The organism is Frigoribacterium sp. 2355 (assembly GCF_054060695.1).
Genome location: NZ_JBSSDL010000009.1, coordinates 91,042 through 108,197 on the forward strand (window position 1 = coordinate 91,042; position 17,156 = coordinate 108,197).

The following is a 17,156-nucleotide window of genomic DNA, read 5'->3' on the forward strand; positions in this document are numbered from 1 at the left end:
CAGTATTGCACGACGAAACGAGTTATACCAGGGTCCGGACGGTCCCCGGGACGGGCGTCGGGGATGATGGGGGGATGACCTCAACGAACCTGCTCGGCGTGCCCGAGACCCGCCTGCCCGCCGAACCCGACGTCGTCGCCGACCTCGAGACGCTGACGACGGCCGAGGTCGTCGTCGCCCACCCCACGTCGTCGCTCGCCTGGGCCCTGCTCAGCGACGAGGCCGACGCCCGCGGCGCCCGGCTCGAGGCCTACGCCTATGCCCGGGTCGGCTACCACCGCGGGCTCGACGCCCTGCGCAAGGCGGGGTGGCGCGGGCAGGGCCCCGTGCCGTGGTCGCACGAGCCCAACCGGGGCGTGCTGCGGTCCCTCTTCGCCCTCCGTCGAGGTGCGGCCGCCATCGGCGAGGTCGACGAGGTCGAACGTCTGACGACGTTCCTCGCCGACGCCGATCCGAGCGTGCTGCCGACGCTCGAGGCGCAGGCGGGCTGACCGGGGCGACCGTCTCGGGAGCGCAGGAGGCGCGGGTCACCCGACCCGCGCCTCCTGCGTTCCCGGCGTCGGCCGGTCTCAGCCGATCAGCGAGGGCCGCAGGTCGCGCAACGTCCGCGCCCGCGTCATGCGGGAGGTCGCCACCCAGCTCAGCACGAGCGCTCCGAGCAGCCAGGCCGCCAGGACGCCGGCGTCGCCCCAGGCCGCGGCCGAGCTGCCGCCGTACATGACCTGGCGCAGACCGTCGGTGGCGTAGCTCATCGGCAGCACGAAGTGCAGGGCCGCGAGCGGGGCGGGCAGGGTCTGCCACGGGAACGTGCCACCGGCCGTGACGAGCTGCACGACCATCAGCACGAGGCCGAGGAACTGCCCGACGCTGCCGAGCCAGACGTTGAGCGTCATGATGATCGCCGCGAACGCCGCCGAGGCGAGGGCCATCAGCCCGATCATGCCGAGCGGGTGGGCGACCTCGAAGCCGAGCGCCTGGGTGACGATGACGTAGAGCGCCACCATCTGGACGACGCCGAGCACGACCGGGGCCAACCAGCCGGCCAGCGAGATGCGCACCGGGGCCTTGACGGCCGTGATGGCCCGCTTCGAGATCGGCTTCACGATCAGGAACAGCGCGTACATGCCGATCCAGGCCGCGAGGCTGATGAAGAACGGCGCGAGTCCCGCGCCGTAGGTGCCGGCGCTCGTGAGGGCGGCGTCCTTGACCGCGACCGGGTCGCTGATGGCGCTCGCCTGGTCGTCGCGCGTCCGGTCGGTGCTCGCGGGGATCTCGCCGAGTCCGCTCTGCAGTCCGTCGCGGAGCTGGGTGGTGCCGGTGTCGAGGCTGACGACGCCGTCGCGCAGCGAGGTCGACCCGCTGCTCAGGGTGTCGAGACCGGTCGCGAGGGTCGAGGCGCCCGTGGCGGCGCTCGCCGCGCCCGTGGCCAGTTGCGACGAGCCGGTCGCGGCCGACGAGATGCCCTGGGTCAGGGCCGGTGTGGCGGCGGCCAGGGTCGCGGCCCCGGTCGAGACCTGGTCGGCCCCCGTGGCGAGCTGCCCCACCTGGGTGTTCAGCCCCTGGATCTGGGTGTTCGCGTCCTGGAGGGCGGTGGTCAGCGACGCGGTCGCGGGGGCGAAGGTCGCGGCGATCTGCTGGATCTGCTCGTCGGTGTAACCCTGCTGGCGCAGGGCTTCGGCGATCTGCTGCTGCGCCTGCTGCTGCGCGGCGGGCAGGCCGGCCGCGGCCGTCGCGCTCGTCGCGGCCGCGTCGGCCACGCCGGTGGCCAGGGCATCGTTGCCGGCCGCCACCTGGGCGGCACCGTCCGCCAGGGTCTGGGTCTGCGCGGGCAGGTCCGTCGTCTGGGTCTTCAGCGTCTGCAATCCCGTGTCCAGCGCGGACGCCCCCGAGCTGAGCTGGCTCGTCCCGTCGGCGAGGGTGTGGGCCCCGGTCGCCGCGTCGGCCGCACCGTCGGCCAGCTGGTTCGCGCCGGCGACGGCCGAACCGGTGCCGGCGACGAGCTCGTTGGCCCCGTCGACCGCGCTGCCCAGGTTCGTGCGCACGTCGGCCAGGCCGACCAGCAGGCGGCCCGCCGCCTCCTTGCCGACCTTCTCGGTGACCGAGGCCCGGATGGTCTTCGCCGCCTGCTCGGCGATCGTGGACGAGAGGTAGCTGTTGACGTCGCTGGTCGCGAGGGTGATCTGGGCCCGCTTCGGGTCGTCGCCGCTCGCCGAGGTGAGGTCGTCGCTGAAGCCCTTCGGGATCGTGAAGGTGAAGTCGTAGGTCTGGTCGCGCAGCCCCGCTGCGGCCTGGGCGGCCGAGACGACGTGCCAGTCGAAGTCGCCGCCGTCGGTGATCTGGTCGGTGACCTCGTCGCCGTAGTTCACCGTCTCGCCGTCGACCGTGGTGCCCGCGTCGGTGTTGACGAGGGCGGCCGGGATCTGGTCGAGCTTGGCGTAGGGGTCCTGGTTGGCCCAGAGGTACAGGCCGCCGTAGAGCAGCGGCACGGTCATCAGCGCGACGAGTGCCAGGCGGGCGAGCGGGGTGGCGGTGAGGCGCTGCAGCTCGGAACGGACGAGGGCGTAGATCTTCACGGCTGGTCGCTTTCGACGGAGGTGTCGGGGGTGGTGGCGACCGCGGTGTCGTCGGGGGAGGAAGGAGGCGCGGTGTCGGTCTCGGGTACGGCGTCGGTCCCGGCCGCGGCGGCCGGGGCGAACTCGGGCGTGGGCAGCGACTCGATCGTCGCGAGGGCCGCGAACCCGGTGATGGTCAACACGGTGTAGTCGCGGCCGACGAGGTCGTGGACGACCGAGAGCCAGGCGGCGACGTCGCCTCCGTGTCGTTCGGGGGTAGTCACGACCAGCCCGCGCACCTCCGGGCGCAGCACCGCCAACTCGCAGAGCAGGCGGACGCGCAGCTCGGTGGGCAGGGCGCTCAGGCGGGTCCGCTCGTGCTCGTCCAGCCCGATCTCCTCGAGCAGCAGACGAGCCGAGGCCTTGTCGGCGCGGAGCCCGGCGAGGGCGAGCTCTTCGCGGGCGACCTGGACGACCGTGAGGGCCGCGAACGGTTCGGCGACGGTGGGGGTGTCGACGAGGGCGAAGGAGGCGCGGATCGCCGCGTCGTCCGCCCGACCGTCGATCGTCACCCGTCCGGTCTCGGGGCGCATGCGGCCCCCCGCGACGAGTGACGCCAGGGTGGGCGCGTTCTCGGTCTCGACCGCGACGAAGCCCGGGACCCAGCGGTCGGCGACCGCGCTGAGCCGGGGGAGTGCCGCGCCGGGGCCGTCGCCGATCGCGACGTCGTGCAGTTCGAGTCTCATGCGGGTTCTCCGGTCGGGGGCATCGAGGAGGCGCCGGTCGCCTGTTCGGGAGGGAGCGCGAGTTCGGGGGCGGTCGCGACGAGGTCGCCGGCGGTGCGCCAGTCGAGGCCGACGACGCCGAGCACCGCGAGCATGACCAGTCGGTGGCCCTCGGAGCGGCTGAGCCGCTGCGTCGTGGCCTCGTCGAGCACCGACAGAGCGGCGCCCTCGACGAGGTGCGCGAGCGTGCGCGGAGCGATGTCGTCGCGCATGCGTCCGGACTCGACGCCGCGCCGCACGACGTCGCGCACGGCCTTCCGCAGCGGGGCGAGGGCCTCACCGACCTCGTGGGCCATGGGGCCGCGCACGGTCAGCTGGGCCATGACCCGCACGTGCTCGACCTCGGCCCAGAGCAGGGCGGCCAGGGAGGCGAGCTGCACGACCGGGTCCGCGATCGGGGCGGGTCGAGCGGCGACGGCGATGCGGGCGGCGCCTCGGAGGCTGACCTCGCGCACCAGGTCGTCCCGCGTGGCGAAGTGGCCGTAGACCGATCGACGCGACAGGCCCGCCTCGGCGGCGATGGCCTCGAGCGACACCGACGGGTCGCGGTTGAGCAGCAATGCCGCGGCGGAGATCAGCGCATCGCGGTTCGCGGTGGCATCTCGGCGTGGCGCCCGGGTGGCGCGGACGAGGGGATCGGCGGCAGGCATGCCCTGATCGTACGATCTTGCACACCTTTGTGCAACTTATCTCGGCACCGCGGTCGTCGGTCAGCGCGAGCGGGGCAGGGTCGCTCGCAGCGCCTCCTCGTAGGCGTCGCAGACGGACTGCCAGGTGTAGGCGTCCGCGGCGCGAGCGAGTGCCGCCGCGCTGAGGCGCTCCTGCTCGGTCGGATCGTCGAGCAGCGCGGTGACGGCGGCGGCGATGGCGGCGGGCTCGGGCGCCACCAGGGTGCCGGCTCCGTCGAGCACCTCGCGGTTGTAGACGGTGTCGCGCGCGACGACGGGCGCGCCCGCGAACATCGCCTGAACCAGCGCCGGGTTCGTGCCGCCGACGCTGTGGCCGTGGAAGTAGGCCCCGGCGTGCTGCCAGAGGGCGTGCAGACGGTCGTCGTCGCTGACGTGGCCGAGCCAGGTCACGCGGTCGTTCGCCTCGGCCAGTCCGCGCACGAGCTCGTCGAGTTCGCCGCCGTAGCCGGTCGAGCCGACGATGACCACGTCGTGCCGCTCGGCGATCGAGCGAGCCGCCTCGACGAACTCGACGACGGTGTTCTCGGGCACGAAGCGCGCGACGACCAGGGCGTACCCGCGGTGTCGCTGGCCCGGCTCGACCGGCAGGTCGCGGACCGGGTCGCCGCCGTAGGGGATGAACCGGCCGTCCACGCCGAAGTCGGCCTGCCAGCGCCGGACGATCTCGCGGGCGTCGCAGATCAGCCCGTTCGCGAATCGCGCGCTGGCCTTGGCTCCGAGACGGAACACCGTCTTCGCCGCGCGTCCCCACTTGGCACGCTCCCACTCGATGCCGTCGACGTTGACCAGGACGGGGATGCCGCGCAGCCTGAGCAAGGGCAGCCAGAAGCCGTTGGCCACGTTCATGACGAGGGCCGCGTCGGGCCGGCGCACGAGGGCGTCCAGCACGGCGGTGAGGCCGTAGCTCAGGGTGCTGAGCGATTTGCTCTCGACGCCCTTCGTCAGGCGGGAGGTGACCCGACGGTCGCGGGCGGGGTCGTCGTCGCGGGTCGACCCGTCGCGACCGTAGACCGTGACGTCCCAGCCGGCGTCGACCAGGGCGGGGGCGATCCGGCGCACCGCGGTCTCGAACCCGCCGTAGTAGCTGGGGTAGCCGCGGGTGCCGATGACGGCGACCGACGGTCGATCGGTCGCCGAGCGGCGGGGGCGCAAGGGGCGGGCAGTCATCGAGGTCGATCCGTTCGGCCGGTCTTCAGAGCAATGCTCGTAATATACCGGATTCCTGCCCCCTGCTGGTGCCGCCGGGTCGGCCGCCCGACGGGACGGGGCGCGTCGGCGCTCGCGATGCGAACGCCGACGCGCCGGGCTCTAGCCCCGAGCGCCCATCAGGTGCTCGAGGGCGAGCTGCTGCAACCGCACGAAGCCGTACCCGTGTCCACCGAAGTGGGCGTCGGCGTCGAAGTCCTCGTAGGAGGCGCGGTCGGCGAGCAACTGCTCGTAGCCTTCACCGTCGGCGAGGGTGTTCACCGAGAGCTCGGCGACCTGGCTGGCGGCCAGGGCCTCCTGCACCTCGGGGTCGGCGCGGAAGGCCTGCGCGCGCTCCTTGAGGAGCAGGTACATCCGCATGTTGGCAGCCGCGGACTCCCACACGCCGTCGATCGTCTCGGTGCGCGAGGGCTTGTAGTCGAAGTGACGCGGGCCGTCGTAGGTCGGTCCGCCCTGGGGCGAGCCGTGCTCGAGCAGGTCGACGAGCGAGAAGGCGTTCTGGAGGTCGCCGTGGCCGAACACGAGGTCCTGGTCGTACTTGATGCCGCGCTGGCCGTTGAGGTCGATGTGGAAGAGCTTGCCCTGGTAGAGCGCCTGGGCGATGCCGGCCGTGAAGTTCAGTCCGGCCATCTGCTCGTGACCGACCTCGGGGTTCACGCCGGCCATCTCGGGGTGCTCGAGCGTCTCGATGAACGCGATGGCGTGACCGAGGGTCGGCAGCAGGATGTCGCCGCGGGGCTCGTTGGGCTTGGGCTCGATGGCGAAGCGCAGGTCGTAGCCCTTGTCGAGCACGTACTGCGAGAGCATGTCGACGCCCTCCTTGTAGCGCGAGAGGGCGGCCTGCACGTCCTTCGCGCTGTCGTACTCGGCACCCTCGCGACCACCCCACATGACGAAGGTCTTCGCGCCGAGCTCGGCGGCGAGGTCGATGTTGCGGAGCACCTTGCGCAGGGCGAAACGTCGCACGCCGCGGTCGTTCGAGGTGAAGCCGCCGTCCTTGAAGACGGGGGCGCTGAAGAGGTTCGTCGTGACCATGGGCACGACGATGCCGGTCGCGTCGAGGGCGCCCTTCAGGCGGTCGATCTGCTTCTGGCGCTCGGCGTCGGTCGAGCCGAAGGCGAACAGGTCGTCGTCGTGGAAGGTCAGGCCGTACGCGCCGAGGCGGTCGAGGTTCTCGACGGCCTCGACGACGTCGAGCTGCGGGCGGGTCGGGCCGCCGAAGGGGTCCGAGCCGTTGTAGCCGATCGTCCAGAGGCCGAACGAGAACTTGTCTTCGCGGGTGGGGGTGGTGGACATCGGTGTCCCTTCCAGGGTCGAGCGGTCGGTCGCGTGGGGCGATCCCGCCCCGACGCGAATGTTGTGAGCCTCAACATATCCCGTCTTTCGTCGGCGCGGAAGAGGTCGGAGCCATTTGTCGCGGGCTCCCACAAAAGACTTGCGCGCCCCGTCGCAGCTGACGTAGTGTCTCGACCCGCGGCAGTCGAAGCGCTTCCGCACCCGTTCGGCAATCGACAGCGAGGTCATCATGACGACGATCCACGACGTGGCCCAGGCCGCCGGTGTGTCGATCTCGACGGTCTCGTACGCCCTGTCCGGCAAGCGGTCGATCGCGGCGTCGACCCGGCAGCGGGTCACCGACGCCGTCGAGCGGCTCGGCTACCGGCCGCATGCGGGAGCCCGCATGCTCGCCGGTGCCCGGACCAACATCCTGGCGCTCAGCGCGCCGATCCGGCCCGACAACCACCAGCCCACCCAGATGCGGTTCGTCACCGCCGTCGTCGAGGCGGCCCGTCGTCGGGACTACGACGTGTTGCTCCTCGCCACCGACGACGAGGTGTCCGGCATCCGGCGCGTGGCCTCGAGCTCGCTCGTCGACGGCGTCGTCGCGATCGGCGTCGCGACCGTCGACGAGCGCGTCGACCTCGTGCGCGAACTCGACCTGCCGGCCGGGTTCATCGGCATCCCGCAGGGCGTCGACGACCTCGCCTGCATCGACCTCGACTTCGCGGCCGCAGCCGCCGAGAGCGTCGACCGTCTGGCCGACGCCGGGCACCGGACGATCGGCGTCATCGGTCACCCGGCCTCATACGGCGAGCGCGACACCGGCTTCATCCGGCGCTTCGACGACGCCTTCGCGGGCCGGGCGGACAGCCGCGGCGTCGAGACGCTGACCGTGGCGGCGGACCTCGGGCGGGCGTCGGCCGTCCGGGCGTTCGACGACCTCCGCGAGAGGCTGCCCGGCATGACCGCGCTCGTGCTGCACTGCAGCGAGCCCACCGCCGAGGCCGTCCTCCAGCGCGTCCGCCGCCTCGGGCTCGAGATCCCCCGCGACCTCTCGGTGCTGGCGGCGTGTGCCAGCTACCCCGCCGACGAGTTCGAGCCGGCCCTCGACACCATCCCGCTGCCGATCGACGAGATGTGCTCGCGGGCGGTCGGGGCCGCCTTCGAGCGGATCGACGGTCGTCTCGACACGGGCGTCGAGTTGATCGCGCCCACCTACCTGGCGAAGGGCTCGGTCTCCGGGCCGGCCCGCGCCTCCTGAACCCCCACCGACCGCACCAACGCACCACCGCACCACCGTCATCCGACGGCCAGATCACATCGCTCCACGCCGATCGTCGAAACGCTTCGACGATCGGCACGGGGCCTCTACGAGGAGGTAGACACATGAAGAAACGACGCATCGTCGCCGTCGGGACGGCCCTCGCGGCCACCGCGGCGCTGCTGACCGGGTGCTCGGCAGGCAGCTCGGGGTCCTCCGACCCCGACGTGCTGAAGCTCTGGCACTTCGAGAGCGAGACCAGCGCCATGGGCATCGCCTGGGACCAGGCGATCACGACCTTCGAGGAAGAGACGGGTGCGAAGGTCGAGTTCGAGGAGAAGAGCTTCGAGCAGATCCGCTCGACCGCGAGCCAGGTGCTCAACTCGAACGAGGCGCCCGACATCCTCGAGTACAACAAGGGCAACGCCACGGCGGGCCTGCTCGCGAGCCAGGGGCTGCTCGCGAACCTCGACGACGCCGTCGACGAGTACGGCTGGGACGACGACCTCGCCCCGTCGATCGCGACGACCTCGAAGTACGACGAGAAGGGCGTCATGGGCTCGGGCAGCTGGTACGGCATCCCGAACTACGGCGAGTACGTCGAGGTGTTCTACAACAAGGACGCCTTCGCCGAGCAGGGCATCGCGGTGCCCACGACGTACGACGAGTTCGAGACGGCCCTGCAGACCTTCGCCGACGCCGGCATCACGCCGCTCGCCGAGGCCGGTGGCGAGTACCCGCTCGGGCAGTTGTTCTACCAGCTGGCCCTCTCGAAGGCCGACCGTTCGTTCGTCGACGACTACCAACTCTACGAGGGCGACGTCGACTGGCAGGGCCCCGAGCTGACCTACGCCGCCGACAAGCTGAAGGAGTACGTCGACAACGGCTGGATCTCGAAGGACGTCACCGGCATCAAGGCCGAGGACATGGGCACGACCTTCATGAGCGGCGGGGCGCCGATCATGGTCTCCGGCAGCTGGTGGGCCGGGCGGGTCGCCGACGAGGCGACCTTCGACTGGGGCACGTTCCTGTTCCCCGGAAGCGACATGGCACCCGGGTCGGGCGGCAACCTCTGGGTCGTCCCCGAGAACGCGGCCAACAAGGACCTCGCGTACGAGTTCATCGACATCACGATGCGCCCCGAGATCCAGAACCTCATCGGCAACAACGGCGGCGTGCCGGTCAAGGCCGACCCGGCCGACATCACCGACCCGAAGAGCCAGGAGCTGATCGCGAACTTCAACACCCTGCTCGACCGCGACGGCCTGGCGTTCTACCCGGACTGGCCCACGCCGACCTTCTACGACCAGCTGGTCGCCGGCACCCAGGAGCTCGTCAACGGCACCACCACGCCGGACGAGATGCTCACCACCCTGGGCGACCAGTACCAGAGCGGCGTCGACGACATCACCGGGAAGTAGCCGTGACCTCCCTCGACACCCGCCCCGGTGCCAGGGAGGCGCGCCCCCGTCGCGAGGGCCGACGCACGTCGTCGGCCCTCCCGCCGGAGGAGAGCCTCCTGCCCGGAGCCCGCCGCGCGGGCTTCTGGCTGTACCTGATCCCCGGCTTCGTGCTGTTCGCGGTCGTGATCCTGGTCCCGCTGATCTGGAACGTCTACCTCAGCTTCACCGACTACCGGGGCATCCGCCCGCCGACCTGGGCGGGGCTCGACAACTGGCGCGAGCTGATGAGCGACGACCGCTTCTGGACGTCCTTCCTCAACAGCGTCTTCCTCATCATCGCCATGGTGGTGGTCCCCACCGTGCTGGGCCTCCTGCTCGCCGCGATGCTGTTCGACCTGATCGGCCGGAAGTTCGGCGGCCGTCTGGCGTCGTTCCTGCGGGCGACCTACTACCTGCCGCAGATCCTGCCCGTGGCCATCGCCGCGATCGTCATCGGTTGGATACTCCGACCCGAGAACGGCGCGCTCAACACCGTCCTCGACGCGGTGGGGCTGGGCGCCCTGCAGCACAACTGGCTCGGCAGCCCCGACACCGCGCTGCTCAGCATCATGGTGGTGATGGTCTGGGTGCAGCTCGGCTATCCCGTCGTCATCTTCATGGCCGCACTGCAACGGGTCGACCCCGAGCTGTACGAGGCCGCCGAACTCGACGGCGCAGGCTGGTTCCAGCGGTTCCGGGCGATCACCGTGAGCATCATCCGCCCCGAGATCTTCGTCGTCGTGCTCACCTGCACGATCGCCGCGCTGAAGGTGTTCGGACCGATCTACGCCCTGACCCGCGGCGGCCCCGGCGACTCGACGATCGTGCCGAGCTACTACGCGTACAGCGAGTTCTTCCAGAGCCAGCAGGTCGGCTACGGCGCGACCATCGCGACGGCGCTGACGCTCGTCATCGTCGTCATCACCGTCTTCTTCATCCGGGCACAGAACCGGGTCGAACGAGCAGAGAGGGAACGCTGATGGCCACGACCGTCGTGCCGCCGGTGAAAGACGACCGCATCCGTCCTGCGGTGCCCAGCCCGCGCCTCTCGAAGGCCAGGCAACGGGGGCGCAAGAAGACGGCCACCGACTGGCTGATCCTCGCCGCGGCGATCGCCTTCGGCGTGCTGATCGCCCTGCCGTTCCTGTTGATCCTGGTCAACTCGTTCAAGTCGCCCGCCGACTACACGACCGGAGGGCCGCTCAGCCTGCCGACGTCGCTGTACTTCGACGGCCTCGTCGACTTCTGGAACCGCGTCGAGTTCCCGGCCAAGCTCTGGAACAGCTTCGTGATCGCCGGGTTGGTGGCCCTGTTCGCCGTGGTCATCTCGGTGTTCAACGCCTACGCGCTCGGCATCGGCCGGGTGCGCGGTCGCACCTGGATCATCGTGCTGTTCCTGCTCGCGAACATGCTGCCCCAGGAGGCCCTGCTCTACCCGCTGTACTTCATGTTCAAGCAGGTGGGCCTCTACGACAACATCTGGGCGGTCATCATCATCTTCACGGTGATCCAGAGCGCCTTCGGCACCTACCTGCTGTCGAGCGTGTACGGCACGTTCCCGAAAGAGGTCCTCGAGGCGGCGTCGCTCGACGGGGCGAGTCGGTGGCAGATCCTCTGGCGGGTCATCGTGCCGATCAGTCGGCCGACCCTTTCGGTGCTCGCGATCTTCTTCTTCATCTGGACGTGGAACGAGTTCCTCATCCCGCTCACCTTCCTCGTGTCCAACGGCAACCAGACGGTCCCCGTCGCCATCACCGCCCTGCAGGGCGACCGGCTGATGGACGTCACCACGACGAGCGCCTCGGCCCTGCTCGGGTTGATCCCCACGCTCGTCTTCTTCCTGATCTTCCAGCGCACCCTGACCCGCGGCATCACGGCCGGCGCGGTCAAGTGACGCGTTCCACCCCGAAAGGCTCCACATGAAGTTCACCGACGGTTTCTGGCAGATCCGCCCGGGGGTCGAGTCCCTCTTCGCCCAGGAGGCCCACGACGTCGAGCCCCGGGCGGACGGACGCTCGATCGAGGTCACCGCACCCACCAAGGTGATCGGCTCGCGGGGTGACACCCTCAACCGCCCGACGCTCACGATCGCGCTGAGTTCGCCGATGGAGGGCGTGATCGCCGTCGACGTCACGCACTTCGCCGGTGGTCGTGACGAGATCGGGTTCGACCTGGTGGGCTCCGAGGGCGGCCCCGCCGGAGTCGGGGTCGTCGAGACGAGCGAAGGAGGCGCGACCCTGACCTCGGGACGCCTCACCGCCACGGTCGGTCGCGGAGCGCCGTTCGAGCTGACGTTCCGCGACGGCGACACCGTGCTCACCCGGTCGGGCCACAAGTCGGTCGGCTACCACCGGGTAGCCGCGGACGCCCAGGTCGACGGGGCGATGCTCGGCAACGCCCGGGCCGGCACCGGACGCGTCCTCGCGCCGAGCTACGTCTCGCAGCAACTCTCGCTGGGCGTCGGCGAGCTCGTCTACGGCCTCGGCGAGCGGTTCGGCCCGCTGGTCAAGAACGGCCAGACGGTCGACGTGTGGAACGCCGACGGTGGCACGTCGAGCGAGCAGGCCTACAAGAACGTCCCGTTCTACGTCACGAACCGCGGGTACGGCGTCCTGGTCGACCACCCGGGTCACGTCTCGTACGAGATCGGCTCCGAGTCGGTCGAGCGGGTGCAGTTCTCGGTGGCGGGCGAGACCCTGCGCTACCTGGTGATCGCCGGCCCGACGCCCGCCGACGTGCTCGACCGGTACACGCGCCTGACCGGTCGGCCGGCCCACGTGCCGGCCTGGTCGTACGGTCTCTGGTTGTCGACGTCGTTCACGACCGACTACGACGAGGCGACGGTCACGGGCTTCGTCGACGAGATGGCCCGCCGCGACATGCCGATCAGCGTGTTCCACTTCGACTGCTTCTGGATGCGCGAGTTCCAGTGGTGCGACTTCGAGTGGGACCCCCGCGTGTTCCCCGACCCCGAGGGCATGCTCGCCCGGCTGCACGAGCGCGACCTGCGCGTCTGCGTCTGGATCAACCCGTACATCGGTCAGCGCTCGGCACTGTTCCGCGAGGCGGCCGAGGCCGGTTACCTCGTGCGGAACCCCGACGGCAGCGTCTGGCAGTGGGACCTCTGGCAGGCCGGCATGGGCCTGGTCGACTTCACGAACCCCGAGGCGACGGCCTGGTTCCAGGGGCACCTGCGTCGGCTGCAGGCCCAGGGGGTCGACGCGTTCAAGACCGACTTCGGCGAGCGCATCCCCACCGACGTCGTCTGGCACGACGGCTCCGACCCCGAGCGCATGCACAACTGGTACACGCAGCTCTACAACCAGGCGGTCTTCGAAGTGCTCGAGGAGGTGCGCGGCGAGGGCGACGCCGTCGTCTTCGCCCGCTCGGCGACGACGGGCGGTCAGGCGCTTCCCGTGCACTGGGGTGGCGACTCGACGTCCACCTTCGAGTCGATGGCCGAGACCCTCCGCGGCGGACTCTCCCTGGCCATGAGCGGCTTCTCGTTCTGGAGCCACGACATCGGCGGCTTCGAGGGGACTCCCGACGCCGAGGTCTACAAGCGGTGGACGGCCTTCGGCCTGCTGTCGAGCCACAGCCGGTTCCACGGCAGCTCGTCGTACCGGGTGCCGTGGGCCTTCGACGACGAGGCCGTCGAGGTCACCCGCCGCTTCACGAAGCTGAAGCTGTCCCTCATGCCCTACCTCTACGCCGCCGGGCTCGCGTCGTCGCGCTCGGGACTGCCGGTCATGCGTCCGATGGCCCTGGCCTTCCCCGGCGACCGCGGCGCCGCCCACGTCGATACGCAGTACCTGCTCGGAGACGACCTGCTGGTCGCACCGGTCTTCTCGGCCGACGGCACCGTCGAGGTCTACCTGCCGGCGGGGCGCTGGACGAACTGGTTCACCGGCGAGGTCGTCGACGCGGGGTCCGGGACGTGGCGCACCGAGCGACACGACGTCATGAGCCTGCCGCTCTACGTGCGCGAGGGGGCGGTGATCCCGATCGGAGCGCGGGACGACCGGCCCGACCACGACTACCTCGACGGTCTCGTGCTGAGGGTGTTCCCCGGGGGTGAAGGCACCCGCTCGATCACGGTGACCACGCCCACCGGCGAGTCCGCCGACTTCGTCGTCACGCGGTCAGGAGGCGCGGTGTCGGTCGACACCGCCGCCACCGGCTGGCGGGTCGACGAGGTCTGACGCCGGGGCCGGCGGGCGGCTCCGGGACGGGCGGCGTGGCGCCCTCGACGCGCCGCCCGTCGAGGTCGAGGTAGCCTCGACCGACGAAGGGGCGGGGGCGTGACGACTCAGCAGGGCGACCGTGACAGCGCGGCAGCGGCTCCCGACCTCGGTGCGCGGTTCGACCGGGTCCGGCGGGACAACCTCGCGACGGTGCTCGGCATCGTCCACACCGACGGGGCCGCGTCGCGGTCGGCCCTCACGCAGGCGACCGGGCTCAACCGGTCGACGATCGCGGCGCTCGTGGGTGAACTCGTCGACCGGGGGCTCGTCGTCGAGACCGACCCGGTCGGCACCAACCGGGTCGGGCGGCCCAGCCCGGTCGTGGCGCCGGACCCCCGTGTCGTCGTCATCGCGGTCAACCCCGAGATCGACGCCGTCACGGTCGGGGTCGTCGGGCTCGACGGCGTCGTGCAGCATCGCGTCCGTCGCGAGACCGACGGGGTGCCCAGCGCACCCCGGGCCGCGGCGCTCGCCGCCGAGGTGATCGCCGGGCTCCGAACCGGCGCGCTGTCTCCCGACGCGCGGGTGCTCGGGGTGGGTCTCGCGGTCCCCGGCCTGGTCGGCTCCGACGGGGGAGTCGTGCGGCTCGCCCCGCACCTCGGATGGATCGACGAGCCGTTCGCGGCGGTCGTGGCGTCCGCGACCGGCCTGCCGACCCGCGCGGCCAACGATGCGTCGCTCGGTGCGATCGCCGAGGGCCGCTTCGGGGCCGGGCGGGGCGTCGACGACCTCGTGTTCCTGAACGGTGGTGCGAGTGGTGTCGGCGGGGGAGTCCTCATCGGTGGCAGTCCGGTGACCGGCGTGGGGGGTTTCGCCGGCGAGATCGGGCACACCCTCGTCAACTCCGTCGGCGAGCTCTGCCACTGCGGCGCCGTGGGGTGCCTCGAGACCGAGGTCGGTCAGGCCCGGTTGCTCGCCGTCACCGGACTCGACCGTGGTCAGGCCGACCAGCTGGACGCGGCGCTCGCCGGCGCCGAGCCCGGTTCGCCCGTGGCCGTCGAGGTGCGGCGTCAGATCGACTTCCTGGCCGTGGCCCTGCGAGGCGTCGTGAACTCGTTCAACCCGGAGCTGATCGTGCTCGGAGGTTTCCTCGGATCGCTGCACGCGGCGGACCCCGGTCGTCTGGCCGAGCGGGTCCACGGTCAGTCCCTGCCCGGCGCCCGCGACGACGTGGCGATCACCCGCGCGGCGCTCGGCGTGGACCGGCTGACGATCGGTGCGGCCGAACTGGCCTTCGCCGCCGTGCTCGCCGACCCGGCGTCCGTGACCCGCGCCTCCTGACCCGCCCCGCGCCTCCTGCGGTCGTCCTCGCGGTCATCGACCCGCCGGCGCGTCAGGCGTGCGTGTGCGGCTCGGAGTTCGCCCACACCGACGCCGCGGCGACGCCGGCCAGTTCGACGCTGCCGACCGCCCGGTCGTACGCGTCGGTCAGCACGACCTGTAGCGAGCCGGCGTAGTCGCGACGCTCGCCGACGCGCACGTGGGCGCCGACCCGCAGGTCGAGCGAGCTGAGGTAGCGCAGCAGCTCGGGTTCGTCGTCCGAGACGCGCACGACGAAGCCGCACTCGCCCTCGACGAAGTCGCCCAGCGGATGGGCGGCAGGCCGCACGACCGAGCCGTCGGCCGCGGGGATCGGGTCGCCGTGCGGGTCGGCCGTCGGATGTCCGAGCTCGACGTCGAACCGGTCGAGCAGCCGATCGCTGACGGCGTGCTCGAGCACCTCGGCCTCGTCGTGCACCTCGTCCCAGCCGTAACCCAGGCGTTCGACCAGGTACGTCTCGATCAGCCGGTGGCGCCGGACCATCGACACGGCGATCGCACGGCCCGCGTCGCTCAGGGCGATGCGCCGGTAGGGCTCGTAGTCGAGGTAGCCGTCGCGGTCGAGCTTGCGGAGGTTGCCCGAGACGGTCGACGCGCTCACGCCGAGCGTCGCGGCGATCTCGTTGGTCGAGATGCCGGCGCCGACTCCTGCCTCGGCCCACTCCTCGGCCTTCCAGATGACCTTGAGGTAGTCCTCGGCCATGGTGGTGCGCGTGCTGGCCGGGTCGCTGGGCATGGTCCGATCCTAGGCGGCGCCACCCGCGCCTCCTGCGGTCGTCCGCGCCCGGCGCACCGGGGTCACGGACGGGGCAACGACCCCAGCCCCTGCGCGGCCCGGTAGCGCTCGCCGACGGCGGGTCGCAGGTCGGCCTCGAAGGAGGCGCTGGTCGCCGGGGTCCAGGTCGGTCGCGTCCCCGAGAGGGCCCAGCCCGCCTGTCGTGCCGCGCCGTCGGCGACGTACTCGCCCGGCTCGGGCACGACGACGGGCAGGTCGAACACCTGGCGGGCGACGGCCTGGACGGCCGGGTTCAGCGCGGCCCCGCCGATGAGGAGGACGCGGGTGGCCTGGACGCCCTGTCGGCGGACGGCGGCGGCACCGTCGGACAGTGCCGACAGCATGCCCTCGACGGCGGCGCGGGCCAGGTTCTCGCGGGTGGAGCTCGCCAGGGTCAGGCCCGAGAGCGTCGCCGTGGCGTCGGGCAGGTCGGGGGTGCGTTCGCCCTCGAAGTAGGGCACCAGCGTGACCCCGCCGGCGCCGGGCTCGGCCGCGAGGGCCAGACGGGCCAGTTCGTCGTGGTCGACGCCGAGCAGTCCGCCGACCGACGACAGCACCCGGGCCGCGTTCAGCGTGGCGACCAGGGGGAGGTAGCCACCCGCGGCGTCCGCGAAGCCGGCCACCGTGCCGCCGGGGTCGGTCACGGGCCGGTCGGTGACGGCGAAGGCCGTCCCGCTCGTGCCGATGCTGATGACGAGGTCGCCGACCGTGGCGTCGAGGCCGAGGGCCGCCCCGGCGTTGTCGCCGGCGCCGGCGCCGACCACGATGCCGGCCGGGATCGGGCCGTCCGCGACCGTCGTCCCGGCCGCCCGGTCGGCCTGCAGCACCCGCGGCAGCACGACGCGCCCGGCGTCGCCCGCGGGGGAGCCGGTGGCCTCGCGTGCCCCGCGACCGAAGGCGTGCTCGAAGAGCTCGAGGTCGTACGCCTCGTCGGTGGGGCTCCAGTACGAGGTGCCGCTGGCGTCCGAGCGGTCGGTGACGAGGGCGTCGAGGTCCGGCCCGACCGGGCTCTCGTCGGCGGGACCGAAACCGAGGAGGCGCCAGGTGAGCCAGTCGTGCGGCAGGGCCACCGCGGCGACCCGCGCGGCGTTCTCGGGCTCGGCGTCGCGCAGCCAGCGCAGCTTGGTCGCGGTGAACGACGCGACGGGGACGGAGCCCGTGCGTCGGGCCCACTCGTCGGCCCCGAGCTCGTCGATCAGGTCGCGGGCGGCCGGGGCACTGCGGGTGTCGTTCCAGAGCAGGGCGTCACGCACGACGCGTCCCTCGGCGTCGAGGGCGACGAGGCCGTGCTGCTGACCGGCGACCGAGAGCGCGGCGACGTCGTCGAGGCCGCCGGCGTCCGCGATCGCCGCGAGCAGCGCCTTCCACCAGGCCGCCGGGGGCACCTCGGTGCCCTGGGGATGCCCGGCCGACCCCTGCCGGACGAGTTCGCCCGTCGAGAGATCACGGACGACGACTTTGCAACTCTGGGTCGATGAGTCGACCCCGGCGACGAGACTCATGGGCACAGTTTGTCGTACGTGACCACAAATGGCCACCGGCGGTGTCCCGCGGGTCGCGCGCCGCGCCTCCTCGACGGGTCCCGGGCCGTCCGGGCGGCC

14 protein-coding genes are annotated in these 17,156 nt (G+C 71.8%); 7 read left to right on the forward strand and 7 right to left on the reverse strand.

The annotated features are described in order from the left end of the window. Window positions 1-74 precede the first annotated feature (74 nt). Window positions 75-491: a DUF3151 domain-containing protein gene (locus ACVJ1F_RS11670; RefSeq protein ID WP_456886370.1), complete on the forward strand. Its 417-nt coding sequence runs from the start codon at window positions 75-77 to the stop codon at window positions 489-491. Window positions 492-569: 78 nt separating this feature from the next. On the opposite strand, the gene ACVJ1F_RS11675 is transcribed toward ACVJ1F_RS11670, so the two are convergent. The 5 genes from ACVJ1F_RS11675 to xylA all read right to left on the reverse strand — a co-directional run bounded on the left by ACVJ1F_RS11675 (window position 570) and on the right by xylA (window position 6,528). Then, window positions 570-2,573, reverse strand: a complete 2,004-nt coding sequence (locus ACVJ1F_RS11675) for a YhgE/Pip family protein (protein ID WP_456886372.1) — start codon at window positions 2,571-2,573, stop codon at window positions 570-572. Continuing rightward, on the reverse strand, window positions 2,570-3,298 hold the full coding sequence (locus tag ACVJ1F_RS11680; RefSeq protein ID WP_456886374.1) for a hypothetical protein: 729 nt from the start codon (window positions 3,296-3,298) through the stop codon (window positions 2,570-2,572). The genes ACVJ1F_RS11675 and ACVJ1F_RS11680 overlap by 4 nt, the downstream gene beginning before the upstream one ends. Next, window positions 3,295-3,987, reverse strand: a complete 693-nt coding sequence (locus tag ACVJ1F_RS11685; RefSeq protein ID WP_456886376.1) for a TetR/AcrR family transcriptional regulator — start codon at window positions 3,985-3,987, stop codon at window positions 3,295-3,297. The genes ACVJ1F_RS11680 and ACVJ1F_RS11685 overlap by 4 nt, the downstream gene beginning before the upstream one ends. A gap of 60 nt (window positions 3,988-4,047) precedes the next feature. Beyond that, window positions 4,048-5,193 carry a glycosyltransferase gene (locus ACVJ1F_RS11690; RefSeq protein ID WP_456886378.1) on the reverse strand — a complete coding sequence of 382 codons (1,146 nt, stop codon included), beginning with the start codon at window positions 5,191-5,193 and terminating at the stop codon, window positions 4,048-4,050. A 141-nt stretch (window positions 5,194-5,334) separates the two neighbouring features. After that, a complete protein-coding gene (xylA, locus tag ACVJ1F_RS11695) occupies window positions 5,335-6,528 on the reverse strand; it encodes a xylose isomerase (protein ID WP_055978258.1) in 1,194 nt (397 codons plus the stop codon). 229 nt (window positions 6,529-6,757) lie between these two features. Between xylA and ACVJ1F_RS11700 the strand changes: the two genes are divergently transcribed. The 6 genes from ACVJ1F_RS11700 to ACVJ1F_RS11725 all read left to right on the forward strand — a co-directional run bounded on the left by ACVJ1F_RS11700 (window position 6,758) and on the right by ACVJ1F_RS11725 (window position 14,741). Beyond that, window positions 6,758-7,774, forward strand: a complete 1,017-nt coding sequence (locus ACVJ1F_RS11700; protein WP_055978259.1) for a LacI family DNA-binding transcriptional regulator — start codon at window positions 6,758-6,760, stop codon at window positions 7,772-7,774. A gap of 125 nt (window positions 7,775-7,899) precedes the next feature. After that, window positions 7,900-9,195: an ABC transporter substrate-binding protein gene (locus ACVJ1F_RS11705; protein WP_456886380.1), complete on the forward strand. Its 1,296-nt coding sequence runs from the start codon at window positions 7,900-7,902 to the stop codon at window positions 9,193-9,195. A gap of 2 nt (window positions 9,196-9,197) precedes the next feature. Then, complete coding sequence (locus ACVJ1F_RS11710; RefSeq protein WP_456886382.1) at window positions 9,198-10,196, forward strand: carbohydrate ABC transporter permease; 999 nt, start codon at window positions 9,198-9,200, stop codon at window positions 10,194-10,196. Beyond that, window positions 10,196-11,110 carry a carbohydrate ABC transporter permease gene (locus tag ACVJ1F_RS11715; protein WP_456886384.1) on the forward strand — a complete coding sequence of 305 codons (915 nt, stop codon included), beginning with the start codon at window positions 10,196-10,198 and terminating at the stop codon, window positions 11,108-11,110. The genes ACVJ1F_RS11710 and ACVJ1F_RS11715 overlap by 1 nt, the downstream gene beginning before the upstream one ends. Before the next feature lie 25 nt (window positions 11,111-11,135). Further along, a complete protein-coding gene (yicI, locus tag ACVJ1F_RS11720; protein WP_456886385.1) occupies window positions 11,136-13,418 on the forward strand; it encodes an alpha-xylosidase in 2,283 nt (760 codons plus the stop codon). A 99-nt stretch (window positions 13,419-13,517) separates the two neighbouring features. Continuing rightward, window positions 13,518-14,741, forward strand: a complete 1,224-nt coding sequence (locus ACVJ1F_RS11725; protein WP_456886387.1) for an ROK family transcriptional regulator — start codon at window positions 13,518-13,520, stop codon at window positions 14,739-14,741. A 52-nt stretch (window positions 14,742-14,793) separates the two neighbouring features. On the opposite strand, the gene ACVJ1F_RS11730 is transcribed toward ACVJ1F_RS11725, so the two are convergent. Both ACVJ1F_RS11730 and ACVJ1F_RS11735 read right to left on the reverse strand, forming a co-directional pair. After that, entirely contained in the window at window positions 14,794-15,516 is a 723-nt protein-coding gene (locus tag ACVJ1F_RS11730) for a metal-dependent transcriptional regulator (protein WP_456886389.1), read from the reverse strand. Window positions 15,517-15,578: 62 nt separating this feature from the next. Then, complete coding sequence (locus tag ACVJ1F_RS11735; RefSeq protein WP_456886391.1) at window positions 15,579-17,057, reverse strand: xylulokinase; 1,479 nt, start codon at window positions 17,055-17,057, stop codon at window positions 15,579-15,581. Between the last annotated feature and the right edge of the window lie 99 nt (window positions 17,058-17,156).

What these genes read in the sequence shown, in the direction of transcription:
- ACVJ1F_RS11700 (WP_055978259.1), top strand. Translation starts at nt 6,758, where the DNA reads ATGACGACGATCCACGACGTGGCCCAGGCCGCCGGTGTGTCGATCTCG.
- ACVJ1F_RS11705 (WP_456886380.1), top strand. Translation starts at nt 7,900, where the DNA reads ATGAAGAAACGACGCATCGTCGCCGTCGGGACGGCCCTCGCGGCCACC.
- ACVJ1F_RS11715 (WP_456886384.1), top strand. Translation starts at nt 10,196, where the DNA reads ATGGCCACGACCGTCGTGCCGCCGGTGAAAGACGACCGCATCCGTCCT.
- ACVJ1F_RS11680 (WP_456886374.1), bottom strand. Translation starts at nt 3,298, where the DNA reads ATGAGACTCGAACTGCACGACGTCGCGATCGGCGACGGCCCCGGCGCG.
- ACVJ1F_RS11730 (WP_456886389.1), bottom strand. Translation starts at nt 15,516, where the DNA reads ATGCCCAGCGACCCGGCCAGCACGCGCACCACCATGGCCGAGGACTAC.
- xylA (WP_055978258.1), bottom strand. Translation starts at nt 6,528, where the DNA reads ATGTCCACCACCCCCACCCGCGAAGACAAGTTCTCGTTCGGCCTCTGG.
- yicI (WP_456886385.1), top strand. Translation starts at nt 11,136, where the DNA reads ATGAAGTTCACCGACGGTTTCTGGCAGATCCGCCCGGGGGTCGAGTCC.
- ACVJ1F_RS11735 (WP_456886391.1), bottom strand. Translation starts at nt 17,057, where the DNA reads ATGAGTCTCGTCGCCGGGGTCGACTCATCGACCCAGAGTTGCAAAGTC.
- ACVJ1F_RS11690 (WP_456886378.1), bottom strand. Translation starts at nt 5,193, where the DNA reads ATGACTGCCCGCCCCTTGCGCCCCCGCCGCTCGGCGACCGATCGACCG.
- ACVJ1F_RS11685 (WP_456886376.1), bottom strand. Translation starts at nt 3,987, where the DNA reads ATGCCTGCCGCCGATCCCCTCGTCCGCGCCACCCGGGCGCCACGCCGA.
- ACVJ1F_RS11670 (WP_456886370.1), top strand. Translation starts at nt 75, where the DNA reads ATGACCTCAACGAACCTGCTCGGCGTGCCCGAGACCCGCCTGCCCGCC.